A 22,486-nucleotide genomic window follows, 5' to 3' on the forward strand; every position below is an offset into this window, starting at 1 on the left:
CGTTCTCCCCCGCAGCCCGCCTACCCCACATCCCAGCTATACGCCGCATCCAGCCAGTTCCCCAACCGCCCGTCCGGCCGCGCCAGGGCGAAGACCGCCGCCATCTCGGCGTCCGTCAGGTCGAAATCCAGCACGTCGAAGTTCTCGGCGATGCGGGCCGGGGTCTTGGTGCGGGGGATGGCGATGACGCCCTGCTGGATCAGCCAGCGCAGCGTGACCTGACCCGGCGTCTTGCCGTGGGCCGCGCCGATGGCGATCAGCACCGGATCTTCGGCGACCTTGCCCTGGGCCAGGGGCGACCAGGCGGTGATCGAGGTTCCGGCCGCGTGGGCCGCCGCGATCAGGGTCTTTTGCGACAGATAGGGGTGATACTCGACCTGGTTGGTGGCGATCGGCGCCTTGGACAGCGCCTGTGCCTGGGCCATCACCGCCGAGGGGAAGTTCGACAGGCCGATGGCGCGGGTCAGGCCGCGATCGCGCACGTCGTTGAGCGCCGCCATCGTCTGGGCCAGCGGCACGTCGGGCTTGGGCCAGTGCAGCAGCAACAGGTCGACATGGTCGACGCCCAGCTTTTCCAGGCTCTTTTCCGCCGAGCGCTGCAGGTCGCCGTCGGCGAAGTGGTCGACCCAGACCTTGGTGGTCAGGAAGATCTCGTCGCGCTTGATGCCGCTGGCGGCGATGGCCGCGCCGACGTCGCGCTCGTTGCGATAGATCTGGGCGGTGTCGATGTGGCGGTAGCCGATCTCCAGGGCCTGCTCGACCAGCGGCCGGGCCGAGCCGTTCTCCAGCTGCCAGGTGCCGAAACCCAGGGCGGGCATCAGGACATCGCCCGAACGGACGGCGGGGACGAGCTTGGACATCGGAAACTCCGGACGACGCGTTAGGCGGATATAGGCGTTCCGCGGCCATTGGCCAGCTTGGCCCGGGCCTGATGGATCAGGCTGAAGGCCAGGGCCACCAGCAGGAAGCCGCCCGCCATCACCAGCATGGTCACGATCACCGACAGGTAGCCATGCTTGCCGACGTCAAAGAACGGATAGGGATAGAAGCCCGACAGCGCCCCATGGGCCAGGGTCCAGAGGCCATAGAGCGCCGGAAAGACCAGGGCCTTGGCGGCCGTGGCCCGGCCGGTCTCGCCCTGACCGCCGCGCATCAACCAGTCGACCAGGAACAGGGTGGGCGTGATCGTGTGCAGGATGGTGTCCGACACCAGCCGCAGGCCCCGGGGGTCCCACAGGCCCGCCAGCAGGGTGTGATAGATCGCCGCCGTGATGGACAGATAGACGGCCACGCTGATCCGGGTCGATGAGCGCTCGGCCCAGGTTCCCACGACCGAGGCCGGGGCGACCAGCGGCGCGGTCAGGACCACGGCGGCCAGGATGTTGCTGAGGATGGTGAAGTAGCTGAAGAACTCGACCGACTTGACCGAGCCCGAGGCCAGGGTCTCGTCGTACACCATCAGGACATATTGCAGCGCCGGACCCAGGCAGGCCAGGGCGGCGATCAGGATGCGCCAGGTTCTCATGCGGTCTCCGTTTTTGCGGCGTCCCAGGCTTTCAGCACCGTCTTGGGGGCGGTCGCGCGCCACTGCCGCTCGATCAGGCGTTCCACCGTTCCCGGATGAACCTGTGCCAGACGAACAAGAACATACGGATAATTCCGGAAGTGATCGGTGAGATGGAAGGTGTCCGGCTGGGCCTGCATCAGCATCTCGCGCTCGTCGAACCCCACGCCGGGGCAGACTAGCGAGGCGCCATCCTCGTACAGCCGGGTCAGGAACTTGCCGTGGGCCTTCAGGCAGGGGCGGCCATAGGCCGTGCCGTCCTCGACCCCGGGCAGGGTGAAGGCTAAGGCGCGCACCGCGTCGAAGCTCATGGCCATGGGCGTTTTTCTCCCGGCTCGACTATAGAAACAGGATGACCGTTTCGAACACCCTGAAGACGCCGGTGCTGGTGCTGGGCGCGACCAGCCTGATCGGCGGCTATCTGCTGGATCGCCTGCGCGCGGCCGGTGTCGATCCGGTGGCGGTCAGCCGTCGGCCGCCGAGCGGCGAGGCCTGCTGGCTGGACGCCGACCTGTCCGATCCGCATCTGGAAGACGGCCTGCCGCCGGTGGCGACGGTGTTTTCGCTGTCGCCGATCTGGCTGCTTCCCGCCGCCCTGCCGGCCCTGAAGGCCCGGGGCATGACCCGGCTGGTGGCCTTTTCCTCGACCAGCCGCTTCACCAAACAGGCATCGGACGTTCCCGAGGAACGCGCCGTGGCCGCCAGCCTGGCCGACGCCGAGGCGGCGGTGGAGCGGTTCTGCGCCGCCCAGGGCGTGGCCTGGACCGTGCTGCGGCCGACCCTGATCTATGACGAGGGCCGCGACGGCAATGTCAGCCGCCTGGCCAGCCTGATCCGCCGCTTTGGCGTCCTGCCGCTGTCGGGCCGGGGCGAGGGGCTGCGCCAGCCGGTCCATGCCCAGGACCTGGCCATCGGCGCCGTGGCGGCGGCGACCGCGCCGGCCGCCCAGAACCGGGCCTATGACCTGGTGGGCGGCGAGACCCTGACCTATCGCCAGATGGCGACGCGGGTGTTCGAGGGCCTGGGGCGCACGCCGATGGTGCTCTCCCTGCCGCCGGCCTTGTTTGGCCTGATGCTGAAGGCGGCCTCGCCGTTCCTGCCCGGGGCCACGGCGGCCATGGGCTCGCGGATGGGCGTGGACCTGACCTTCGACAGCGGCGATGCGACGCGGGATTTTGGCTGGGCGCCGCGAGCGTTTCACCCAAAGTTCTGATCCTTCTCCCGCACAAAATCCTTGTCATCCCGGCCGCAGCGCAGCGGAGAGCCGGGACCCAGGGCCACTGCAGTGCGGTTACCCCTGGGTCCCGGATAGCCTCTGCGAGGCTTCCGGGATGACAATTTATGTAGGCGAGCTTTCAGCACTGGGCGCGGCGACGTCGCTCAGCACCATGGCGAACGGCACCTGCAGGCCGTCGCGCTCGACATAGCCGCTGACCACCTTGTGGTCGGGATTGAGCACGCCCAGGTCGACGTCTTCGGACGGGAACATCACCACCCGGCGGTCGCCGATGCAGATCATCAGTTCGAAGCCGTCATAGGCCCGCTGCGACATGGCTTTGAGCTTGGAATAATAGGGCTCGCGCTTCCACGCGGTCGGCTTGCCGGTGTCGACCACGACGTTCAGCCGCTTGCCGTCCTTGTCGGGATACATCAGGAACCCGGCCTTGTCGGGCCGCCAGTTGTCGTCGAGGCGCACCGAGTCCAGCCACAGGCAGGTAAAGCCCCGGCAGGCTTGAGGCCGGGCTTCGTAATTGCCGCAGCCGCCGCCCTTCTTGAAATGGCCGCACCAGACGCCGGCGGCCTTTTCCAGTTCGCTGATGTGCAGGACCTTGCAGCACATCCCGCAGTCGCCGCAGCTTCGCTCGCTCATCTGATCTGGCCCCGATACTCCGGGGCCGGACATTAGTGACGGCGTGTGACGGTTTTTTAGAGGCTCCCCTTTGGGGGAGGGCTGTCGCCCATGGGCCGCGTCCAGAAAGTGTCATCCCGGACAAGCCTGGCGAAGCCGGGCGCCGATCCGGGACCGACCTGGAACGCTGCGCTCAGGCGTCGGTCCCGGATCTTCGCGCTGCGCGCTCGTCCGGGATGACAGCCATTGTTGGCCTAATGCCATCACCCTCCAGAAAGGGAGGGGGCGCCGGCTTCAGGTCTCGCTCCAGACCCCCAGCTCGTTGCCGGCCGGGTCGGTGAAGTGGAAGCGGCGACCGCCCGGGAAGCTGAAGATCGGCGCGGTGATCACGCCGCCGGCGGCCGTGACCTTGGCCGCCATGGCTTCCAGATCGTGCGCATACAGGATCACCAGCGGCTTGTCGGTCGAGCCTTCCTGCGGGGTGCAGAAGCCACCGTCGGCGCCCTGGCCTGCGAAGGCGGCGTAGTCGGGGCCATAGTCGGTAAAGGCCCAGCCAAACGCAGCCTGGTAGAAGCCCTTGGTGGCCGGCAGGTGGGTGGCGGGCCACTCGATATAGTCGATCTTGCCGTCTTCGCGCATGGTCGCGATCTCCAGTTTGTTCTCTTATTGTTCTAAAATGCCGTCACGGCAGAGTCCAGACGCAGGTGCGCTTGACGGCGAAATCTTCCAGCTCGCGGGTGGTCTCGACCTGGTATTCGGCCAGCTTGATCAGGTCGTCCTTGCGGAAATAGGTGCGGCCCGGATCGCCGATCAGCACGGTGGAGCCAGAGGCGCGGCCCTGACGCATCCAGGCCATCACCGCCTCTGCCATCGGCTTTTCGTAGCAGATATCGCCGGCCAGCAGCACGTCGCAGGCGGGCGGCGGACCGTCCAGCAGGTTGGCGTCGGTGAAGGCGATCTCGACCCCGTTGACCTGGGCGTTCAGGCTGACGGCGGCCTGGCAGAAACTGTCGATGTCATTGGCCAGCACGCTCTTGGCGCCCGCCTTCATCGCCGCGATGGCCACGATCCCCGAGCCGGTGGCGAAATCGACCACGGTCTTGCCGGCCACGCTCGTGGGGTTGTCGAGAATATAGCGCGCCAGGGCCTGTCCGCCCGCCCAGGCAAAGGCCCAGAACGGCGGGGCCAGGCCCAGTTCCTCCAGGGCCTCCTCGGTCAGTTTCCAGATCGGGGTGATCTCGTCGGCCAGATGTAGGCTCAGCTCCGGCGCATGCGGCGGCGCCTGGACACGGGTGTTCTCAAGAATGAAGGCGCGGCGGCCTTCCAGGGTGGGTTCGATCATGGGGGGCTTAGAGCATGGTGGGCGGCAACGGAGCTATTGAATCCCTCTCTCTGAGAGAGAGGGAGGGGCCCGCCGCGAAGCGGTGGGAGGGTGAGAGGTTATAGTCTCTCAGAACCAGACTCTGGCGAAGCTGGCGAACGGAGCGAAACCTGAATTCGCCTTTCGGGCCGCAGCGGGATGGGTCAGGATTTTCCGGCAGAGGGTGAAGCCTCTCACCCTCCCACCGCCTGCGGCGGCGGGCCCCTCCCTCTCTCTATGAGAGAGGGCTCAATTTAAGCCGGGACCTTGCTCGACGCCGCCTTCAACACGCTCAGATACCCCGGCGCGGTCAACATCCCGCCCGTCAGACCCTTCTGCTCCAGCAGCCGATGGGCCAGCGGCAGGTTCCAGCACGGGGTGTGCATGAACATGTGGTGCTCGGCGTGGAAGTTGACGTGGTAGGGCGCGATCAGCAGGCGCTCGAGCCAGTTGGCCCGGGTGGTGCGGGCGTGGCGGAACGGGTCGGGCTCGTCCCGGGCGACCAGGGCATGTTCGGCGATGTTGCGCAGGCGGGTGACCAGCGGGAACCAGGTCGCCATCGGCACGATCCACAGGGCCAGCCACGCCCACCATAGGCCCACCATCGACAGGGCGACAAGCAGGCCGAGATTCCACAGCAGGAACGGCGTCTGGCGGGCGATCTCGCCGCTGAAGATCGCGCCTTTCGGCTGCCCAATGGCTTTGGAGCCCTTCAGCTTGCCGAGCAGCGGGCCGAAGCGCTGCTTGAAGAAGGTCTGGCCGGTCAGGTCACGGATGATCTTGCGGTTCAGGGAGGCCCGCGTGGTCGGGAACGGGGCCGACAGGATCAGGTCGGGGTCCTCGGCCTGCTGGGCGTATTTGTGGTGGGTCAGGTGATAGGGGCGATAGCTCTTCAACGACGCGCCGGTGGGGGCCGCGCACAGCCATTCGCCCAGCCCGTCATTGACCTTGAGATTGGGATGCAGGCCGCCATGGGCCGCCTCGTGCATCAGGATCGCCAGGCCCAGCTGCCGCGCGCCGATGATCATCACGGCCAGCACGTAGGTCAGCGGGTTGGGGAAGGCGACGAACAGGGCGCCGGCCAGCAGGATCGTTCCCCAGGCGTGGGCCACCATCCAGATCCCGCGCCAGGACGAGCGCGCCGAGACCTTCGCCCACTCCTCGGGTGTAAACAGGTCCAGCGGCTTGACGCGTGAGGCAACGGTCATGGAACCATCTTCCCACAGTCTGCTTGGGTCATGAAGGATGACGTGGCGTCATCGCCCTTTTCGGAGACTTCCCCATGCGTTCCGTATCCCTCGGCCTAGTTCTCGCCTTCGCCTGCATGGCCGGCTCGGCCAGCGCCGCCAGCTTCGACTGCCGGAAGGCCCGCACCGCCGACGAAAAGGCGATCTGCGCCGAACGCGCCCTGAACGACAAGGACGTGCGGATGGACGTTCTGTACGGCATCAACAGGCGCACCCTGGCCATGGGCGGGCGCGGGGCGCTGATGGACCAGCAGCAGCAGTGGCTGCGGGACCGCCACAAGTGCGGAAGCAACAGGGCCTGCCTGAACCGCGCCTATGACGGACGGCTGGCCGAGCTGGAGAAGGGCATGGAGCGGATCTACAGCAGCGGGCCGTTCTGATTTCCCAGCTCCCAAAATAGCTTGTCATCCCGGCTCGGCGCGCTTCGCGCTTGGCCGGGATGACAATTTTAGTGGTCTAAAACCGCGTTTCCGGCCTCCAAAGCCCCGCCACCAGCGCCAGAAACAGCACCAGCCCCGCCAGCGTGTTGGACTTGAACAGCTTCAGCGCCCCGGCCGGATCATCCAGCCGCAGCGCCGCCGCCTGCCGCGACAAGTGCACCGCGAACAGCGCCGCCAGCGGCAGGAACAGCGCGCCCAGATTGCCCATCCAGGCCGCCGCCACGGCCAGCACGAACGAGGCCGCATAGAAGGCGGCGACCCCGTACTGCGCCTTGTCGCCCAGCTTGCGGGCCGAGGACTTCACCCCGGCCAGGGCGTCGTCTTCTAGGTCCTGCACGGCGTAGATGGTGTCATAGCCCAGGGTCCAGAAGATGCCGCTGGCGTAGAGCAGGGCGGCGGTCCAGCTCAGCTGTCCCGTGGCGGCGGCATAGCCCAGCAGGACGCCCCAGTTGAAGGTCAGGCCCAGCCAGGCCTGCGGCCACCAGGTGATGCGCTTCATGAACGGATAGGCGGCCACCAGCCCCAGCGACAGCACGCCCAGCCCGATGGCCAGCCAGCCCAGGCACACCAGGATCAGGAAACTGACCCCGCAGCAGCCGATCACGAAGGCCCAGGCCTGTTTGACACTGATCTGCCCCGCCGGGATCGGCCGCATCGCCGTGCGGCTGACCTGGGCGTCGAAGTCGCGGTCGATGATGTCGTTGAAGGCGCAGCCGGCGGCGCGCATCAGGGCCGCGCCGACGAAGAAGGCGATCAGCAGCCACGGGTTGGGCCATTGGCCCTTCTCGGCCCCGGCCAGGGCGATGCCCTGCCAGCCGGGCAGCATCAGCAGCCAGATCCCGGCCGGCCGGTCAAAGCGCCCCAGCTTCAGCCACGGGCGCAGGGCCGGCGGCGCGTGGCGGTCGACCCAGTTGGTCGGGGCGGCGTCGGGCAGGATGGTCGTCATGGGCGAAAGGCTTAGCGAGCTTCTTTCCAGCCGGGAAGACGCAGGTCGGCGTGTGTGCGGTGGGCGTCATAGGTTTGATCTATGGCGATGGAAAGAACGATCAATTGGATCAATGACGACTGCGCGCGCACAGTGGGCAAGCTCACTGTGAGAGGACAAACCATGCCCGACATCCGCCCCGCTGATCCGACCGCCCTGGCCTTCAGAACGACGGGCTGGGTGCTGCTGGTTTTCGGCGCGGCGCTGGGCATCGTCATGCCGGCGCCGCTGACCACCAGCCTGTGGACCGCCGCCAGCCGCGCCTTCGCCCGCAGCGGCGATACGGCCATGGTCCTGCGCCTGATGTCGGCCACCAAGTTTGGCCCCCGCATCCGTCGCAAGCTCAACCGGCCGGCGCCGCGCCGGATCGGCGGCGTCTGCGAGGCCTGAGCTCCCCCTTCCACCGTCATTCCCGCCCTTGTGGCGGGAACCCCTGGTTCAGTTTGCAAGTGAGGCGCCGTGGCGGGCCAGCCCGCCAATCCTCCGCACCTGCGGCGGATAAAGGGGTTCCCGCCACAAGGGCGGGAATGACGGCGCTATATTTGGGCGATAGTGTTTCGGCGATGACGGCTCCGCTCCCGACCGATCGCAAAGCTCGCCGTCGCCGCCTGACCCGCGCCGAGCGCTGGGCGCTGGACGGTCTGGGCGGGGCCCTGGTCGCCACCGGGGCGGTGGGCATCGTGGTGCCGGGCATGCCGACCACGGTGTTCTGGATCGGGGCGGTGGTCTGTTTCCTCAAGACCCGGCCTCTGGTGGTGCGGCCCCTGCTGCGCACGCCGGTGGTCGGTCCGGCGATCAGGGGCTTCCTGCGCTGGCGGCCGTTTGGCGGCGGGCGACGAAAGGCCGATCGCTAGGCCAGGGCGGCCGCGTCGCGCCCGCCGCCTGAGGCATTTGGTCGCACGTTTGGGTTGACTATTCGTGGCGGACGCGGACCTCAGGGCGAGTATGACGCGATAGTCACCTTCCGAGGTCGTTCGGAAATTAAGGGAGTTCATGTCGCGCGACGTTGAGGGCTTGGTCCGATCGTCGCGCTTCCTTGTGGTTGACGACAACCCGGCATGGATCCGGCTGGTGCGTGAAGTTCTGTTCGCCTGGGGCGCCATATCGGTTTTCGGCGCCGTGTCGGTGGCCCAGGCCCAGGTCCTGCTCGAACAGAACAATGTCGACATGATCATCTCCGACCTGCTCATGCCGGGCGAGGATGGCTTTGTCCTGGTCCGTTGGGTGCGCCACCACGCGTCTCCGCGCCTCCAGCGCACGCCGTTCGCGATCATGACGGCCGAGACCTCCCGGGTGAACATCACGCGGGCCGCGTGCTGCGGCGCCGACATGGTGGTCGAAAAGCCCATGAAACCGGCCGTGCTGTGGACGCGAATGACCCCGCTGCTGGCCGCCGCCGCGCGCTCGAACGACCCCAGGGCCCTGCCGCCCTGCCGCAAGGTGCTGAGCGTTCCGTGTCCCCTGATCCCGGTCCGGAGGAAAAGGTCGGAGATCGAGGCGCAGGCCAAGGCCCTGATCAGCGGGTTGCGCTAGACGGCTTGCCTCGACGATCCCGGCGTGACTGGCCTCGGCGCGCCCAAACCCGTATCTAGCCCGCATCATGAGCGACTTCATCGACGACGAAGACGAAGCGGGAAACCGCAAGCGGGTGCTGTCCAACGGCCAGGTGCTGGGCTTTATCGCGCGGTTCTGGAAGCGGCGGCCGGTGCTGTTTGGCTTGGGCGTGGCCCTGACCCTGGCCGCTGTGGCCTTCGACCTGGCCCTGCCCTACGCCTCGGGACACCTGATCGATGCGGTGGTGGAAAAGCCGCGCGGCGACCCGGCCGCCTGGTCGGCGCTGTGGCTGTTCGTCGGCGTCTATTTCGCCTTTGCGGTGGTGCGCAACATCTCGCACCGGTTCTGGATCCCGCTGGCCGCCCGCAACATGGAAGAGATGACCAACGAGGGCTTCGCCAAGGTGCAGGCCTTCTCGTCGGACTGGCACGCCGACAGCTTCGCCGGGGCCACGGTCCGCAAGCTGACCCGGGCCATGTGGGGCTATGACAGCGTCACCGACGCGGTGACCATCTGGCTGGGTCCCGGCCTGGTGGTGTTGTTTGGCCTGTCGATCATGATGCTGTTTCGCCAGCCGATGGCGGGCGTGATCTCGCTGGTGGTGATCGTCGCCTATCTGGCCGCCAACCTGATCGTCATCGAGCGCTATGTGCGGCCCAGCAACCTGCGCTCCAACGCCCTGGACTCGCAGATCGGCGGGGCCCTGGCCGACGCCATAACCTCCAACCCGACCGTCAAGAGCTTCGGGGCCGAGGCGCGCGAGACCGCCCGCATCGCGACGGTCACAGCGGAGTGGCGCAAGGCGGTGATGATCACCTGGAGCCGCTTCACCGATGTGTGGCTGGGTCAGAACCTGTTGCTGGTGGTGCTGCAGGCCGGCCTGACCGGCTCGATGGTCTGGGGCTGGAGCCAGGGCACGGCCAGTCCCGGCGACGTGGCCTTCGCCATTACCGCCTTCATGCTGATGAGCGGCTATCTGCGCAATCTGGGTGAGAACATCCGCATGCTGCAGAAGGGCCTGGACGACAGCGAGGACGTCGCCGCCTGGGATCGCCTGGCGCCGCAGATCGCCGACGCGCCCGGGGCTCCGGCCTTCCAGATCGGCCCCGGCCCCGGCGCCATCGCCTTCGAGACCGTGACCTTCCGCTACAAGGCGGCCGGCGCGCCGCTTTACGACCAGTTCTCGCTGACCATCGCGCCCGGCGAGCGGGTGGCGCTGGTGGGACCGACGGGCTCGGGCAAGTCGACCTTCGTCAAGCTGATCCAGCGCCTGCACGACCTGCAGGGCGGCCGCATCGTCATCGACGGCCAGGACGTGTCGGCGGTGACGCAAGGCTCCCTGCGCCGCGCCATCGCCGTGGTGCCGCAGGACCCGGCCCTGTTCCATCGCACGCTGCTGGAGAACATTGCCTACGGCAAGTCGGACGCCACCCGCGAAGAGATCGAGGCGGCGGCCCGCAAGGCCCACGCCCACGACTTCATCCTGCAATTGCCCCGGGGCTACGAGACCCTGGTCGGTGAGCGCGGCGTCAAGCTGTCGGGCGGCGAGCGCCAGCGCGTGGCCATCGCCCGCGCCTTCCTGGCCGACGCCCCGATCCTGGTGCTGGACGAGGCGACCTCGTCGCTCGACGTCGAGACCGAGGCCGAGGTCCAGATCGCCGCCGAGAGCCTGATGGCCGGCCGCACCACCATCGTCATCGCCCACCGCCTGTCGACCGTGCGCGGCGCCGACCGCATCCTGGTGTTCCAGAAGGGCCGGGTGGTCGAGGAAGGCCGCCATGCCGAGCTGAAGGCCAGGGGCGGGGTCTATGCGCGGTTGAACGCGGTCAGCGAGGGCGTGGGGTAGGGGCGTCAACGACCAGATCGCCTGACCCTTTATAGCGCCGTCATTCCCGCCCTTGTGGCGGGAACCCCTGGTTCAGCCGACCCGTGAAGCGCCAGCGAAGGGCGCGCGCCCTTCGCCCCTCCCGCACCTGCGGCGGCGCGAGGGGTTCCCGCCACAAGGGCGGGAATGATGGACGGGTAGGTGCTGTTCGGCAAGGTATTGAGCCGCACCACCATCGTAATCGCCCACCGGCTGTCGGCGGCGCGCGGCGCTGATCGCATCCTGGTGTTCCAGAAGGGCCGGGAGGTCGAGGAAGGCCGCCACGCCGAGCTGAGAGCCAAGGGCGAGGCTTATTGCAGGTCCTCTTGGATTATGCCGACCTTGTACCAGCCCGTGTTCTTTAGCGCCTCGCCTGCGCAGCCTTCACCCGCCGGAACCATAAAAAGCCGGCGCTCGCCGACCACTATATCGTGCTGGGGCGTCACTTCCGCCCGCACAGTTCCCGCCTTCAGGGCAGCGGCCAGATCAACGGTATCGCAGACATAGGGTGTCTCGGCCGTCTTGCGCCACCGCGCGCCGTCGAAGCTGAACACGTCGAAACTGGCGCCTCTGGCCAGCAGGACTTCGTCCTTGCCGTCCGCATTGACGTCGAGCAGCAGGGCCGGGCATTGCGAGCCTGGGCCGATGCAGCCTGATCCGGAGTCGTCGCGCCAGTCCTGGCGCAGGAAGCTTTCGGGCAGGGCGCGGCCGGCCGGATAGACCGTCAGCTTGGACAGATCGATCTTCTCGATGACCGGCGCGACCTTGGTCGCCTGCGCCGCCACCGCCTTGGCGCGGGAGGCTATCGCCGCGTCCTGGCTCGCCTTCAATTTCTCCAGCGCCGCCTTGCCATAGCGCCCGCTGTCAAAGCGCAGGAACTGGAAGTCAAAGGCCTCGGCCTTGACCTTGCCGCGCTCCAGCCGCCCCACCTGGTCCTGCACCGACAGCCGGGCCGGATCGGCGATCGGGGTGAACAGGGCCAGGATCAGGGCGATGGCCACGAAGGCCTGAGCCACGTTGGTCTTTTCCAGCGCCTTCATCCAGGCGCCCGGCCGCACGGCGGCGATCGTGTAGCCCACGGCGTAGCCGGCCGCGATCACCACGAAGGCGGCGGCGAACACCCGCTCGGGCGTCAGGCCGTACTGGCCGATGCGCAGGGCCAGGCCATAGGCGGCCAGCAGGCTGATCGGGACCAGCAGCAGGCCGGCCAGCCGCGCGGCCCATTTCAGGACCACGGGCGGGGCGTCCTCGCCATCCTGATAGGCGGCGTTGATCAGCACGATCAGATGGGCGGCGGCGGTCAGCAGCAGGGCGGTGGCGGCCTTGGTCTTCCACAAGGGTTCGAGTCCCGTGAACGGCAGGCTGGCCAGGAAGCCGGCGGCGATCAGGGTCATCAGCGGCAGCAGCCAGGCCAGCAGGGTCAGGGCCACGGTGCGCACGCCGCGCACCAGGGTCGAGCGCACGTCGGTCAGCTGCACGGCGGCGGCGAACATCACCGTGGTGGCGGGGAAGGCGAAGGCCTCTTCGCTGATCAGCTTCTGGAAGGCGTCGATGCCGATCAGCTTGAACAGCGAGGCGCCGAGGAACAGCAGGATCCAGAACGCCGCGGTGAAACCCGCCGACAGGACCAGCTGCACCCCGTGCATCCAGGTGATGTCGAAATAGGCCGGATAGCGGGCCACGACCCGCCGCTCGGCCTCGGCCGGCTGGATCAGGTGATGGGCGATGAACAGGCCGGCGGCGATGGCGGCGAACACCGGGAAGCCGGGCATCTTGTCGGCGTCGACGCCCTGCCAGGCGCCATAAAAGGCCAGGCCCGCCGCGAAGGCCGCGGCCCCCAGCGCCCAGACGATCAGGCTGTTGCGGCGCAGGGCCCCGATCCCGGCCAGGATCACGAACGGCGCAAACAGCGCCACCAGCACCAGCGGCGCGAAGGCCAGGGGCTGGGTGGCCGGCCAGACCTTGGCCTCCTGCGCCTGGTGCAGCAGGAACAGCGCCAGGCCCTGCAGCAGCCCCGTCCCCAGCCGGATGGCGGTGGTGGTCCGGGCTGATTGGCTTGCCGTCTGGTCCATGGCCGTCTCCTCGCCTGCGCCGCGACAGGATCACGCCCTGAGCCCGTTGTGAAGCCGGCGATCATGCACTAGCAATTTCGGCCTCAGTATGGGGGTGTTGATGCGAACTTCATTCAAGGCCGGGCTCGCGGCGCTGGTTCTGGCGGGCGCTCTGGCCGGCGCCGGCGGCGGTTTCGCCCAGGACGCCAAACCCTCCGGCGACAAGCCGGCGGCCAGCGAGCTGACGCCGTTCCCGGCCGACAAGTCGGTCAAGCAGACCGCCACGGTGGGCGGCAAGGTGCTGTCCTACACCGCCACGGTCGGCGCCATGCCGGTGCGCGACGAGAAGGGCAAGAAGATCGCCGAGGTGGTGTTCACCGCCTACACCCTGGACGGGCCGCGTGATCCAAATCGCCCCATCACCTTCGCCTTCAACGGCGGCCCCGGCGCGGCCAGCGTCTATCTGAACTTCGCCCTGGGCCCCAAGCGCGTGCAGTTCGGCGCCGAAGGCGACAGCCCGTCGGCCAATGTGAAGCTGGAAGACAATCCCGCCAGCTGGATGGACTTCACCGACATCGTCTTCATCGACCCGGTCGGCACCGGCTTCTCGCGCAGCCTGACCACCGAGGAAGAGACCAAGAAGCGCTTCTATGGCGTGAAACAGGACATCGACTATCTGTCGCGCATCGTCTTCGACTATCTGGTCAAGACCGAGCGCCTGGCCTCGCCGAAATACATCGTCGGCGAAAGCTATGGCGGCTTCCGGGGCCCGCGCCTGGCCTACACCCTGCAGACCGATCTGGGCGTGGCGGTGAAGGGCGTGGTTCTGGTCTCGCCGCTGCTGACCAGCGCCGGTCGCCAGGGCCAGGAAATCTCGCCCCTGCCGGCGATGTGGAGCCTGCCGTCGATCGCGGCCGCCAAGCTGGAGCGCGACGGCAAGCTGACGCCCGAGAGCATCAAGGCCGTCGAGGACTATACGCGCGGCGAATACATGGTCGACCTGATGAAGGGCTCCGACCCCGCCGCCCTGGATCGCCTGACGACCAAGGTCTCGGCCATGACGGGCCTGGATCCCAAGTTCGTGCGCCGGGCCGGCGGGCGTCTGGAGACCCAGTCGTTCCTGCGCGAGGTGTTCCGCGACACCGGCCGCCTGGGCAGCCGTTACGACAGCAACGTCACGGCCCTGGATCCCTTCCCCTTCGCGCCCGAGCAGGAGGTCAACGACCCGATCCTCGACGCCATCATCGCCCCGACCACCAGCGCCGTCGTCGACTTCACCACCCGCATCGTCGGCTGGAAGCCGGACGTGCGCTATGACGCCCTGTCGGACGTGGTCAACCGCAGCTGGGATCGCGGCAAGGGCCCCGACACCGAGTCGGTGACCGATCTGCGCAAGATCGTCTCGGTCGACCCCAAGCTGAAGGTGCTGATCGTCCACGGCTATAACGACCTGTCGTGCCCGTTCTTCGCCTCGCGCCTGATCGTCGACGCCATGCCGGCCATCGTGGCCGGCCGCGTCACCCTGTCCAACTATGCCGGCGGCCACATGTTCTACAGCCGCCCCGACAGCGGCGCGGCGTTCCGCAAGGACGTTATGGCGCTGTACGGGGTGAAGTAGCGGGCAGGGCGGCCCTTGAATCCCTCTCTCTTTGAGAGAGGGAGGGGCCCGCCGCGTAGCGGTGGGAGGGTGAGAGGTTACAATCTCTCCGAACGGGGCGCCGACGGCCTTCGAGCCATAGCGAACCGCAGCGCCGGCTGGCAGTTCTACAATGTAAGGTGGGCCGCATGCGCACTTTGACCGCGATCTTCTCTCTAACTTTGGTCGTCTCACTAATCGGCTGCAACAGCGAGCGTCCGCCTGGTCCCGTTCGCTCGGAGCGGGACGCTATATCGGTTGCGAAGCGGTATGCTGGGGAAATGGCGTTTGAAGATACGCGCGTGGTGGCTCGGCAAAGTGAAGGGACTTGGATGGTCCGGGGGGAAAAAGAATCCGATCCCGCGCATCCGGTCGTAGTCACCATTGACGGCGCATCCGGCCAAGTGACTGACCTGAAAGGCGTTGAGTATCGAACATCCATTAGAGGTTCAAAGCCGTAACAGCGCTTCGCTAGAAGTCTGCTTCCCACCCACTTCGGCCGCCCAAAATGAATCCAGCTTCCCCGGCCAGCGGTGAAACCTCTCACCCTCCCACCGCCTGCGGCGGCGGGCCCCGCCCTCTCTCTTTGAGAGAGGGATTTTAGGGCGCTACCGCGCCAGCCGCCCGTCGCTCAGCGCCGCGACCTCGAACGGGAAGATCACCTCGGGGTCGGGCTTGGCCACGCCCTTCAGCAGCGTCTTGTCGCCGGCCGCGTGCAGCAGCCAGCGGATGATGTTGAGCCGGGCCGCCTTCTTGTGGTCGGCGCGGACGCAGATCCAGGGCGCGGCCTCGGAGTGGGTGCGGGACAGCATCTCGTCGCGGGCGGCGCTGTAGTCATCCCACTTTTCCTGGGCGACGGCGTCCAGCGGGCTGATCTTGAAGGCCTTCAGGGGATCTTCCGATCGGGCCTTGAGCCGCTCGCCCTGCGTCTCGCGGCTGATGTCCAGCCAGAACTTGGCGTAGCGCATGCCGCTGTCGACCAGCATCTTCTCGAACGAGGGCACGTCGTTGAGGAACTGGGCGTGCTGCTGCGGCGTGCAGAAGCCCATGACCGGCTCGACGCCGCCGCGGTTGTACCAGGAGCGGTTGAACAGCACCGCCTCGCCCGCCGCCGGCAACCATTCGACATAGCGCTGGAAATACCACTCGCCCTGTTCGCGGTCGGAAGGCTTGGGCAGGGCGACCACCAGGGTGTTGCGCCGCGACAGGTGCTCGGTGATCCGCGAGATCGCGCCGTCCTTGCCGGCGGCGTCGCGGCCCTCGAACACGGTCAGGGTCTTCGAGCCGTCCTTGATCGCCTTCTGCTGCATCCGGATCAGGGCCAGCTGCAGATGGGCGAGCTCTTCATCATAGTCGCGGATTTTGGTCATGGGGGGAGCCTACCGCTGAAACCACAAGTCGCGCTAGAAGAGCGACATGATCCGTCTTTTCGTTCCCCAGGACCTGGCCCCCGGCTACGGCGTCGTCCTGACCCTCGACCAGTCGCGCTATCTCACCTCGGTGATGCGCCAGGCCATCGGCGCGCAGGTGGCGCTGTTCAACGGCCGTGACGGCGAGTGGTCCGCCACCCTGGCCGAGACCGGCAAGCGCGGCTCGCTGCTGAAGGTCGACGAGCAGGTCCGGCCGATGGCGCTCGGACCGGACCTCGACCTCGTTATCGCCCTGGTCAAGCGCGGCCGGGTCGAGACCATCGTCGAAAAGGCCGCCGAGCTGGGCGTGCGCCGGGTGCGGCTGACCATCACCCGGCGGACCAATGTCGACTTCGTCAAGCTGGGGCGCCTCGACGCCATCGCCATGGAGGCCGCCGAGCAGACCGGCCGCCTGGACGTGCCGACCGTGGAAGATCCCGAAAAGCTCTCCGAGATCCTCGACGGCTGGGACCCGGCGCGAAAGCTGGTGTTCTGCGACGAGGGCGGCGACGCGCGTCCGGCCTTCGAGGCCCTGGCCGGCAGCGCCGCGCCGGCCGCCATCCTGATCGGCCCCGAGGGCGGTTTTTCGCCCGAGGAGCGCGAGCGGCTGCGGTCGCTGCCGTTCGTCACACCGGTGTCGCTTGGCCCTCGCATCCTGCGCGCCGACACCGCCGCCATCAGCGCCCTGACCCTGTGGCAGGCGGCCGCCGGCGACTGGCGGGAGACCTAAAGCGGCGGCCCCCTCTTGAGGTTCGCTAAAAAAACGCCCAATTGCGCTGACGACAGTATGCGGGCGGTGTGGGGGAAATGGGCCTCTCCCAGCTTGATGCGTATCCGATCTTGGGGAGAGACGGCTCATGGCCGACACCGCTAGCCTGCAGGAGCGTCCGCTGACGCTCGACGACCTGACCGCCTATTTCGCCTCGGGCTCCAAGCCCAAGGAAGCCTTCCGGGTCGGGGCCGAACACGAGAAGTTCGGCTTCTATCTCGGCTCGCACGCCCCCGTGCCCTATTACGGCGACACCGGCGTCCACGCCCTTCTGGTCGGCCTGCAGCGCTTCGGCTGGAAGCCCGTGATGGAAGGTCCGACGATCATCGGGCTGGAGCGCAACGGCGCCAATGTCAGCCTGGAGCCCGGCGGCCAGTTCGAGCTCAGCGGCGCGCCGCTGCTGACCATGCACGACATCTGCGAAGAGACCGGCCAGCACCTGGACGAGGTCAAGACCGTCGCCGACGAGCTGGGTCTGGGCTTCATGGGTCTGGGCTTCTCGCCGGTGTGGAAGCGCGAAGAGGTGCCGGTGATGCCCAAGGGGCGTTACGTCATCATGCGCAACTACATGCCCAAGGTCGGGGGCCTGGGCCTCGACATGATGCTGCGCACCTGCACCGTGCAGGCCAATCTCGACTTCTCATCCGAAGCCGACATGGTCGCCAAGTTCCGCATGAGCCTGGCCCTGCAGCCGATCGTCACGGCCCTGTTCGCCAATTCTCCGTTCACGGAAGGCAAGCCCAATGGCTTCCTGTCGAGCCGGGCCAATGTCTGGACCGACACCGACGCCGACCGCACCGGCCTGCTGGATTTCGTGTTCGAGGACGGCTTCGATTTCGAGCGCTATGCCCGCTACGCCCTGGACGTGCCGATGTATTTCGCCAAGCGCGGCGACCGCTATATCGACCTGGCCGGCCGCAATTTCCGCGATTTCATCGACGGCAAGATCGACGAGCTGCCGGGCGAGCGCGCCTCGATCAAGGACTGGGCTGACCACACCACGACCCTGTTCCCGGAAGTCCGTCTGAAGACCTATCTGGAAATGCGCGGCGCCGACGCCGGGCCGTGGAGCAGCCTCTGCGCCCTGCCGGCCCTGTGGACCGGCGTCTTCTATGATGACGCCGCCCTGGCCGCCGCCTGGGACCTCTGCAAGGACTGGACGGCTGAGGAGCGCGCCCAGCTGCGCCGCGACGTGCCGGTTCTGGGCCTGCAGGCGCCGATCGCCGGGCGCACCGCCCAGGACGTGGCCAAGGACTTCGTCGCCATCGCCAAGTCGGGCCTCAAGGGCCGGGCCCACATGAACGGCGGGTTCCTGGACGAGACCATCTATATGGGCGAACTCGAAGAGATCGCCGACAGCGGCCGCACGCGGGCCGACAAGCTGCTGGAACTGTACCACGGCGCCTGGAAGGGCGACATCAGCCGGGTATTCACCGACTGCGCCTACTAGGTTTCCGCCTTCAATAACCTTGTCATCCCGGAAGCCTCGCAGAGGCTATCCGGGACCTAGGGGCCAAGGCAGTACGGTGGCCCTGGGTCCCGGCTCGGCGCGCTACGCGCTTGGCCGGGATGACAAGTAGGTTGGCGTCAGAAGCGGTCATTGCCGCCTTGGCTTGAGCAGGAAGCCCGCTTCCGCCCGCCCCCGACTCCGGCTAGGAACGGAGCATGAACTTTTCCGATCCGTTCCTGATCCTCGCCATCGTTTTCGCCCTGATGGCCGTCGCCGCCATGCTTTGGGCCCTGGCCGCCTCAAAGCGCGCCACCGCCGCCGACGCCCGCGCCTGGCAGCTGAACGAGCGCCTGGCCCAGGCCGATGAGCGGGCTCGCCTGCTGGAAGACCAGGCGGCCACCCAGGGCGAGCTGATCCGCGCCCAGGCCGCCCAGCAGGCCAACATGACCGCCAACACCGTGGCCGAGGCCCTGATCAAGCGCGCCGACGAAAACTTCCGCAGTCGCGAGTTGCTGTCGCAGCAGCGGCTGGAAGCCCAGCTCAAGCCGGTGGCCGAGACCCTGGCCAAGTTCGAGGCCCAGGTCACCGCCGTCGAAAAATCCCGCGCCGAGGAGACCGGCGGCCTGAAAGCCCAGATCGCCGCCCTGATGGAGGCCTCGGTCGCCACCCAGTTCGAAGCCCGCAAGCTCTCGGCCGCCCTGCGTCGCGGCGCCGGCGTCCAGGGGCGCTGGGGCGAGCAGACTCTCCGTAACGTCCTGGAGGCCGCCGGCCTCAACAAGCGCTTCGATTTCGAGGAGCAGTTCAGCGTCGACACCGACGAGGGCCGCCGCCGGCCCGACGTCAAGGTGCGCATGCCCGGCGGGGCGGTGTTTGTCATCGACGCCAAGTGCTCGCTGAACGCCTTCCTGGAAGCCCAGGAAATGGCCGAGGAACTGGCGCGCGAGGCCGCCCTGCTGCGTCACGCCCAGAGCGTGCGGGCCCATATGACCAGCCTGTCGGCCAAGACCTACTGGGACCAGTTCGCCGCCGAGGGCTCGCCCGATTTCGTGGCCATGTTCGTGCCCGGCGACAGCTTCCTGGCCGCCGCCCTGGAGCGTCTGCCCGATCTGATGACCGAGGCCATGGACAAGCGGGTGCTGCTGGTCACCCCCACCACCCTGTTCGCCCTGTGCAAGGCTGTGGCCTATGGCTGGCGCGTCGAGGATCAGGCCAAGAACGCCGCCAATATCGTCGCGGTGGGCCGCGAGCTCTACAAGCGGGTGGCGGTGATGGGCGCCCATGCCGGCGCGGTGGGCAAGGCGCTGGAAAGCGCCGTTGGCAAATACAACCAGTTCGTCGGCTCGCTGGAGAGCCAGGTCCTGACCCAGGCCCGCCGGTTCGAGGACCTGTCGGTCGACCACGAAGGCAAGGAAATCGCCGAGCTGACCCCGGTCGAAAGCGGTGTTCGCGCGCTGACCAAGCTGGCCCCCCAAGCGGGGATGGGGCAATCCCCCACCTTGACGCTCGGGAATGAGACCCTTACCTGACACCTATTATGGCTATCCGTCGCATCCTCACCGTCGATAACGCCGCCGATATGGCCGTGTTGAAAAAGATCTCCACCCCCGTCGCGGCGGTGACAGACGATCTGCGTCACCTCATGGATGACATGCTGGAGACCATGTACGACGCCCCCGGCATCGGCCTGGCCGCCGTGCAGGTGGGCGAGGCCATCCGCGTCATCGTCATGGACCTGGCCCGCGACGGCGAAGAGCCGACCCCGCGCTATTTCGTCAATCCCGAGATCCTGACGGCCTCGGAAGAGACGCAAGGCTACGAAGAGGGCTGCCTGTCGGTCCCCGACTATTATGACGAGGTCGAGCGGCCTTCGAAGGTGACGCTGCGCTATCTCGACTATACGGGCGAGACCGTCGTCGAGGAGGCCGAGGGCATGTTCGCCGTCTGCATCCAGCACGAGATGGACCACCTGGAAGGCGTGCTGTTCATCGACCACCTGTCACGCCTGCGCCGCGACCGCGCCATCACCAAGGTCAAGAAGGCGCGCCGCGCGGCTTGATCTGATCCTCCCCTAGAGGGGGAGCAGCTATCCGCAGCCCTACCGCGTCGCCTCGTGGACCTCTTCCTTGGTTTCCTGGCCGGCCTTCTTAGCGCCGGCCTTGATGTCTGTGCCGGCTTCCTTGGCCGCATCGCCGGCTTTCTCGCCGGCGGCCTGGACCGCGTCGGTGGCGTCGCCGGCAGCTTCCTTCAGCTCGGCCCCGGCTTCCTTTGCGCTCTCCTTGATCGCCGTGCCGGCTTCCTTGACGTCGGGATCGGTCGAGATTTCCTTGGCCGCGTCCTTGATGTCGGTGGCGGCGGCCTTGGCGCCCTCCTTGATTTCGGTGGCGTGCTGGTCCGAGCAGGCGGCCAGCGACAGGGCGGCGGCGCAGACGGCGAAGATCAGGGGGGGACGCATGGTGGTGCTCCTGGCAAAAGTGTCGGTCCGATAACGGCTCCCCACGGTCAAGGTTCCGCCGGCGGCTTTGTCCAACCGCTTTCAAAGCGGGGCGCGGACCGCTAAACCGCGCCCATGCGCATCGCTTTCCTCGGCACCCCCGATTTCGCCGTCGCCTGTCTGGCCGAACTGGTCGCCTCGGGCCATGAGATCGTGGCCGTCTATTCTCAGCCGCCCGCCCCGCGCGGTCGCGGCCACGACCTGAAGCCCTCCCCGGTTCACGCCTTCGCCGAAGGCCTGGGTCTGCCCGTGCGCACGCCGGTTTCGATGAAGACCCCTGAAGAGATCGCGGCCTTCCAGGCGCTGGACCTCGATGCCGCCGTGGTCGTCGCGTTCGGCCAGATCCTGGTCAAGGCGGTGCTCGACGCCCCGCGCGAGGGCTGCTTCAACCTGCACGCCTCGCTGTTGCCCCGCTGGCGCGGCGCGGCCCCGATCCAACGGGCGATCATGGCCGGCGACGCTGTCACCGGCGTCCAGGTGATGCGGATGAGCGAGGGCCTCGACGAGGGCCCGATCCTGATGTCCGAACAGGTGCGCATCGACGCCCTCGAGACGGCCGGGTCGCTGCACGACAAGCTGGCCGAAGTCGGCGCGCGCATCCTGCCGATCGCCCTGGGCGCGATCGAGCGCGGCGCGGCCCGCGAGACGCCGCAGAGCGAAGAGGGCGTGACCTACGCCAAGAAGATCAAGTCGGCCGAGGCCCGCATCGACTGGACCCGCCCCGCCGCCGAAATCGACTGCCACATCCGCGGCCTGTCGCCCTTCCCGGGCGCATGGTTCGAGGCGCCGTCCGAGAAGGGCCCGGTGCGCGTGAAGGCCCTGCTGTCGCGCGTCGAGGACGCCCCCCAAGTGACAGATGGCGGAGAGCCCGGCGCCGTGCTGGACGACAGCCTGCTGATCGCCTGCGGAGACGGCGCGGTGCGCCTGCTGAAGGCCCAGCGCGAGGGCAAGGGCGCCCAGGACGCCGGCGACTTCATCCGGGGCTTTCCGCTGCCCGCCGGAACCCTGCTGGCCTGATGCCCCGCTACCGCCTCCTCGTCGAGTATGACGGCCGGCCCTATAACGGCTTCCAGGCCCAGGCGACCCTGCCGTCGGTGCAGGGCGCGATCGAGGCGGCGGTGAAGGCCTTCTGCGGCCAGGAGCTGCGCATCGCGGCGGCGGGCCGCACCGACACCGGGGTCCATGCGACGGGACAGGTGGTCCATGTCGATCTCGAGCGCGACTGGCCGGCCCAGACGGTGATGAACGCCCTCAACGCCCACCTGACCCGCGAGGCGGTCAGCATCCTGGCCTGCGAGATCGCGGAGGGCGACTGGCACGCCCGGTTCTCGGCCAATGAGCGGCGCTATCTTTACCGCATCCTCAACCGACCCGCCCCGCCGGCCCTGGACAAGGGCCGCGTGTGGCATGTGAAGAAGCCGCTGGATGCGCAGGCCATGCACGCGGCGGCCCAGCATCTGGTGGGCCTGCACGACTTCACGACCTTCCGCGACATGCACTGCCAGGCCAAGTCGCCGCTCAAGACCCTCGACGTGGCCCGGGTGTGGCGCGAGGGCGAGACGGTCTGTCTGACGTTCGAGGCGCGCAGCTTCCTGCATCGGCAGGTGCGGTCGATGACCGGCACCCTGGTCGAGGTCGGGATCGGGCGGTGGAGCGCGGAAGACGTGAAGGCCGCGCTGGAGGCCAGGGACAGGACCGCTTGCGGGCCTGTCGCGCCCCCAGACGGGCTCTATCTGGTGGGCGTGGGTTACGGCGACTGACGCCGAACGCCCCCTCCGTCACGTCGCGTATCCGCGCCGCGCCACCTCCCCCGCAAG

At 67.8% G+C, this 22,486-nt stretch carries 24 protein-coding genes and 3 pseudogenes; 15 read left to right on the plus strand and 12 right to left on the minus strand.

Annotated elements, in window-relative coordinates:
* Nucleotides 1–20: 20 nt before the first annotated feature.
* The 3 genes from ACW17Z_RS12675 to ACW17Z_RS12685 are packed head-to-tail and all read right to left on the minus strand — an operon-like array spanning nt 21 to nt 1,881.
* Entirely contained in the window at nt 21–860 is an 840-nt protein-coding gene (locus ACW17Z_RS12675; RefSeq protein ID WP_492056262.1) for an aldo/keto reductase, read from the minus strand.
* Nucleotides 861–880: 20 nt separating this feature from the next.
* Nucleotides 881–1,525, minus strand: coding sequence for a Pr6Pr family membrane protein (locus tag ACW17Z_RS12680; protein ID WP_492056263.1), 645 nt, complete (start codon nt 1,523–1,525; stop codon nt 881–883).
* Entirely contained in the window at nt 1,522–1,881 is a 360-nt protein-coding gene (locus ACW17Z_RS12685) for an MmcQ/YjbR family DNA-binding protein (protein WP_492056264.1), read from the minus strand. Before ACW17Z_RS12685 ends, ACW17Z_RS12680 begins: the two co-directional genes overlap by 4 nt.
* Nucleotides 1,882–1,916: 35 nt before the next feature.
* On the opposite strand from ACW17Z_RS12685, the gene ACW17Z_RS12690 reads away from it, so the two are divergent.
* Nucleotides 1,917–2,777: an SDR family oxidoreductase gene (locus ACW17Z_RS12690; protein WP_492056265.1), complete on the plus strand. Its 861-nt coding sequence runs from the start codon at nt 1,917–1,919 to the stop codon at nt 2,775–2,777.
* Between the two features lie 13 nt (nt 2,778–2,790).
* Nucleotides 2,791–2,873, plus strand: a pseudogene (locus ACW17Z_RS12695) (hypothetical protein); the annotation flags it as partial.
* A gap of 30 nt (nt 2,874–2,903) precedes the next feature.
* Here the strand turns inward: ACW17Z_RS12695 and ACW17Z_RS12700 are convergent.
* The 4 genes from ACW17Z_RS12700 to ACW17Z_RS12715 all read right to left on the minus strand — a co-directional run bounded on the left by ACW17Z_RS12700 (nt 2,904) and on the right by ACW17Z_RS12715 (nt 5,981).
* Complete coding sequence (locus ACW17Z_RS12700) at nt 2,904–3,434, minus strand: CxxCxxCC domain-containing protein (protein ID WP_492056266.1); 531 nt, start codon at nt 3,432–3,434, stop codon at nt 2,904–2,906.
* Between the two features lie 273 nt (nt 3,435–3,707).
* Nucleotides 3,708–4,052, minus strand: a complete 345-nt coding sequence (locus ACW17Z_RS12705) for a VOC family protein (protein ID WP_492056267.1) — start codon at nt 4,050–4,052, stop codon at nt 3,708–3,710.
* A gap of 43 nt (nt 4,053–4,095) precedes the next feature.
* Nucleotides 4,096–4,755: a class I SAM-dependent methyltransferase gene (locus ACW17Z_RS12710; RefSeq protein WP_492056268.1), complete on the minus strand. Its 660-nt coding sequence runs from the start codon at nt 4,753–4,755 to the stop codon at nt 4,096–4,098.
* Nucleotides 4,756–5,027: 272 nt separating this feature from the next.
* Nucleotides 5,028–5,981 (minus strand): fatty acid desaturase family protein, encoded by a 954-nt coding sequence (locus ACW17Z_RS12715; RefSeq protein WP_492056269.1) that lies wholly within the window; start codon nt 5,979–5,981, stop codon nt 5,028–5,030.
* A gap of 74 nt (nt 5,982–6,055) precedes the next feature.
* On the opposite strand from ACW17Z_RS12715, the gene ACW17Z_RS12720 reads away from it, so the two are divergent.
* Nucleotides 6,056–6,400, plus strand: coding sequence for a lysozyme inhibitor LprI family protein (locus ACW17Z_RS12720; RefSeq protein WP_492056270.1), 345 nt, complete (start codon nt 6,056–6,058; stop codon nt 6,398–6,400).
* Between the two features lie 76 nt (nt 6,401–6,476).
* Here the strand turns inward: ACW17Z_RS12720 and ubiA are convergent, their stop codons facing one another.
* Nucleotides 6,477–7,406 (minus strand): 4-hydroxybenzoate octaprenyltransferase, encoded by a 930-nt coding sequence (gene ubiA, locus ACW17Z_RS12725; RefSeq protein WP_492056271.1) that lies wholly within the window; start codon nt 7,404–7,406, stop codon nt 6,477–6,479.
* Nucleotides 7,407–7,568: 162 nt separating this feature from the next.
* On the opposite strand from ubiA, the gene ACW17Z_RS12730 reads away from it, so the two are divergent.
* The 4 genes from ACW17Z_RS12730 to ACW17Z_RS12745 all read left to right on the plus strand — a co-directional run bounded on the left by ACW17Z_RS12730 (nt 7,569) and on the right by ACW17Z_RS12745 (nt 10,845).
* Entirely contained in the window at nt 7,569–7,835 is a 267-nt protein-coding gene (locus ACW17Z_RS12730) for a hypothetical protein (RefSeq protein WP_492056272.1), read from the plus strand.
* A 173-nt stretch (nt 7,836–8,008) separates the two neighbouring features.
* Entirely contained in the window at nt 8,009–8,299 is a 291-nt protein-coding gene (locus ACW17Z_RS12735; RefSeq protein WP_419319043.1) for a DUF454 family protein, read from the plus strand.
* A gap of 217 nt (nt 8,300–8,516) precedes the next feature.
* The gene (locus ACW17Z_RS12740; protein ID WP_492056273.1) at nt 8,517–8,978 is read left to right on the plus strand and encodes a response regulator; all 462 of its coding nucleotides are present in this window, start codon (nt 8,517–8,519) and stop codon (nt 8,976–8,978) included.
* Between the two features lie 67 nt (nt 8,979–9,045).
* Nucleotides 9,046–10,845 carry an ABC transporter ATP-binding protein gene (locus ACW17Z_RS12745; protein ID WP_492056274.1) on the plus strand — a complete coding sequence of 600 codons (1,800 nt, stop codon included), beginning with the start codon at nt 9,046–9,048 and terminating at the stop codon, nt 10,843–10,845.
* 38 nt (nt 10,846–10,883) lie between these two features.
* Here ACW17Z_RS12745 and ACW17Z_RS12750 read toward each other — a convergent pair.
* Nucleotides 10,884–11,044: pseudogene (locus ACW17Z_RS12750) on the minus strand (hypothetical protein); the annotation flags it as partial.
* A 5-nt stretch (nt 11,045–11,049) separates the two neighbouring features.
* On the opposite strand from ACW17Z_RS12750, the pseudogene ACW17Z_RS12755 reads away from it, so the two are divergent.
* Nucleotides 11,050–11,184: pseudogene (locus tag ACW17Z_RS12755) on the plus strand (hypothetical protein); the annotation flags it as partial.
* On the opposite strand, the gene ACW17Z_RS12760 reads toward ACW17Z_RS12755, so the two are convergent.
* A complete protein-coding gene (locus ACW17Z_RS12760) occupies nt 11,175–12,935 on the minus strand; it encodes a DUF4153 domain-containing protein (RefSeq protein WP_492056275.1) in 1,761 nt (586 codons plus the stop codon). The pseudogene ACW17Z_RS12755 and the gene ACW17Z_RS12760 sit on opposite strands and share 10 nt — an antisense overlap.
* Before the next feature lie 100 nt (nt 12,936–13,035).
* Between ACW17Z_RS12760 and ACW17Z_RS12765 the strand changes: the two genes are divergently transcribed.
* On the plus strand, nt 13,036–14,532 hold the full coding sequence (locus tag ACW17Z_RS12765; protein WP_492056276.1) for a S10 family peptidase: 1,497 nt from the start codon (nt 13,036–13,038) through the stop codon (nt 14,530–14,532).
* 626 nt (nt 14,533–15,158) lie between these two features.
* On the opposite strand, the gene ppk2 is transcribed toward ACW17Z_RS12765, so the two are convergent.
* The gene (gene ppk2 / locus ACW17Z_RS12770; protein ID WP_492056277.1) at nt 15,159–15,920 is read right to left on the minus strand and encodes a polyphosphate kinase 2; all 762 of its coding nucleotides are present in this window, start codon (nt 15,918–15,920) and stop codon (nt 15,159–15,161) included.
* A 46-nt stretch (nt 15,921–15,966) separates the two neighbouring features.
* On the opposite strand from ppk2, the gene ACW17Z_RS12775 reads away from it, so the two are divergent.
* The 4 genes from ACW17Z_RS12775 to def all read left to right on the plus strand — a co-directional run bounded on the left by ACW17Z_RS12775 (nt 15,967) and on the right by def (nt 20,234).
* Nucleotides 15,967–16,689 carry a 16S rRNA (uracil(1498)-N(3))-methyltransferase gene (locus ACW17Z_RS12775; RefSeq protein ID WP_492056278.1) on the plus strand — a complete coding sequence of 241 codons (723 nt, stop codon included), beginning with the start codon at nt 15,967–15,969 and terminating at the stop codon, nt 16,687–16,689.
* Between the two features lie 127 nt (nt 16,690–16,816).
* Nucleotides 16,817–18,178: a glutamate--cysteine ligase gene (locus ACW17Z_RS12780; protein WP_492056279.1), complete on the plus strand. Its 1,362-nt coding sequence runs from the start codon at nt 16,817–16,819 to the stop codon at nt 18,176–18,178.
* 215 nt (nt 18,179–18,393) lie between these two features.
* A complete protein-coding gene (locus ACW17Z_RS12785) occupies nt 18,394–19,704 on the plus strand; it encodes a DNA recombination protein RmuC (RefSeq protein ID WP_492056280.1) in 1,311 nt (436 codons plus the stop codon).
* 8 nt (nt 19,705–19,712) lie between these two features.
* The gene (gene def, locus ACW17Z_RS12790) at nt 19,713–20,234 is read left to right on the plus strand and encodes a peptide deformylase (protein ID WP_492056281.1); all 522 of its coding nucleotides are present in this window, start codon (nt 19,713–19,715) and stop codon (nt 20,232–20,234) included.
* Between the two features lie 39 nt (nt 20,235–20,273).
* Here the strand turns inward: def and ACW17Z_RS12795 are convergent, their stop codons facing one another.
* The gene (locus ACW17Z_RS12795; RefSeq protein WP_492056282.1) at nt 20,274–20,630 is read right to left on the minus strand and encodes a cell surface protein; all 357 of its coding nucleotides are present in this window, start codon (nt 20,628–20,630) and stop codon (nt 20,274–20,276) included.
* A 114-nt stretch (nt 20,631–20,744) separates the two neighbouring features.
* On the opposite strand from ACW17Z_RS12795, the gene fmt reads away from it, so the two are divergent.
* Together fmt and truA are read left to right on the plus strand one after the other, a co-directional pair.
* Nucleotides 20,745–21,686 carry a methionyl-tRNA formyltransferase gene (fmt, locus tag ACW17Z_RS12800; protein ID WP_492056283.1) on the plus strand — a complete coding sequence of 314 codons (942 nt, stop codon included), beginning with the start codon at nt 20,745–20,747 and terminating at the stop codon, nt 21,684–21,686.
* Nucleotides 21,686–22,429 (plus strand): tRNA pseudouridine(38-40) synthase TruA, encoded by a 744-nt coding sequence (gene truA / locus ACW17Z_RS12805; protein ID WP_492056284.1) that lies wholly within the window; start codon nt 21,686–21,688, stop codon nt 22,427–22,429. The genes fmt and truA overlap by 1 nt, the downstream gene beginning before the upstream one ends.
* The last annotated feature ends 57 nt before the right edge of the window (nt 22,430–22,486 follow it).

The organism is Caulobacter sp. GSs2 (assembly GCF_058680895.1).

Coding starts and splice junctions, on each gene's coding strand:
- ACW17Z_RS12675 (WP_492056262.1), bottom strand. CDS start 860: ATGTCCAAGCTCGTCCCCGCCGTCCGTTCGGGCGATGTCCTGATGCCC.
- ACW17Z_RS12680 (WP_492056263.1), bottom strand. CDS start 1,525: ATGAGAACCTGGCGCATCCTGATCGCCGCCCTGGCCTGCCTGGGTCCG.
- ACW17Z_RS12685 (WP_492056264.1), bottom strand. CDS start 1,881: ATGGCCATGAGCTTCGACGCGGTGCGCGCCTTAGCCTTCACCCTGCCC.
- ACW17Z_RS12690 (WP_492056265.1), top strand. CDS start 1,917: ATGACCGTTTCGAACACCCTGAAGACGCCGGTGCTGGTGCTGGGCGCG.
- ACW17Z_RS12700 (WP_492056266.1), bottom strand. CDS start 3,434: ATGAGCGAGCGAAGCTGCGGCGACTGCGGGATGTGCTGCAAGGTCCTG.
- ACW17Z_RS12705 (WP_492056267.1), bottom strand. CDS start 4,052: ATGCGCGAAGACGGCAAGATCGACTATATCGAGTGGCCCGCCACCCAC.
- ACW17Z_RS12710 (WP_492056268.1), bottom strand. CDS start 4,755: ATGATCGAACCCACCCTGGAAGGCCGCCGCGCCTTCATTCTTGAGAAC.
- ACW17Z_RS12715 (WP_492056269.1), bottom strand. CDS start 5,981: ATGACCGTTGCCTCACGCGTCAAGCCGCTGGACCTGTTTACACCCGAG.
- ACW17Z_RS12720 (WP_492056270.1), top strand. CDS start 6,056: ATGCGTTCCGTATCCCTCGGCCTAGTTCTCGCCTTCGCCTGCATGGCC.
- ubiA (WP_492056271.1), bottom strand. CDS start 7,406: ATGACGACCATCCTGCCCGACGCCGCCCCGACCAACTGGGTCGACCGC.
- ACW17Z_RS12730 (WP_492056272.1), top strand. CDS start 7,569: ATGCCCGACATCCGCCCCGCTGATCCGACCGCCCTGGCCTTCAGAACG.
- ACW17Z_RS12735 (WP_419319043.1), top strand. CDS start 8,009: ATGACGGCTCCGCTCCCGACCGATCGCAAAGCTCGCCGTCGCCGCCTG.
- ACW17Z_RS12745 (WP_492056274.1), top strand. CDS start 9,046: ATGAGCGACTTCATCGACGACGAAGACGAAGCGGGAAACCGCAAGCGG.
- ACW17Z_RS12760 (WP_492056275.1), bottom strand. CDS start 12,935: ATGGACCAGACGGCAAGCCAATCAGCCCGGACCACCACCGCCATCCGG.
- ACW17Z_RS12765 (WP_492056276.1), top strand. CDS start 13,036: ATGCGAACTTCATTCAAGGCCGGGCTCGCGGCGCTGGTTCTGGCGGGC.
- ppk2 (WP_492056277.1), bottom strand. CDS start 15,920: ATGACCAAAATCCGCGACTATGATGAAGAGCTCGCCCATCTGCAGCTG.
- ACW17Z_RS12775 (WP_492056278.1), top strand. CDS start 15,967: ATGATCCGTCTTTTCGTTCCCCAGGACCTGGCCCCCGGCTACGGCGTC.
- ACW17Z_RS12780 (WP_492056279.1), top strand. CDS start 16,817: ATGGCCGACACCGCTAGCCTGCAGGAGCGTCCGCTGACGCTCGACGAC.
- ACW17Z_RS12785 (WP_492056280.1), top strand. CDS start 18,394: ATGAACTTTTCCGATCCGTTCCTGATCCTCGCCATCGTTTTCGCCCTG.
- def (WP_492056281.1), top strand. CDS start 19,713: ATGGCTATCCGTCGCATCCTCACCGTCGATAACGCCGCCGATATGGCC.
- ACW17Z_RS12795 (WP_492056282.1), bottom strand. CDS start 20,630: ATGCGTCCCCCCCTGATCTTCGCCGTCTGCGCCGCCGCCCTGTCGCTG.
- fmt (WP_492056283.1), top strand. CDS start 20,745: ATGCGCATCGCTTTCCTCGGCACCCCCGATTTCGCCGTCGCCTGTCTG.
- truA (WP_492056284.1), top strand. CDS start 21,686: ATGCCCCGCTACCGCCTCCTCGTCGAGTATGACGGCCGGCCCTATAAC.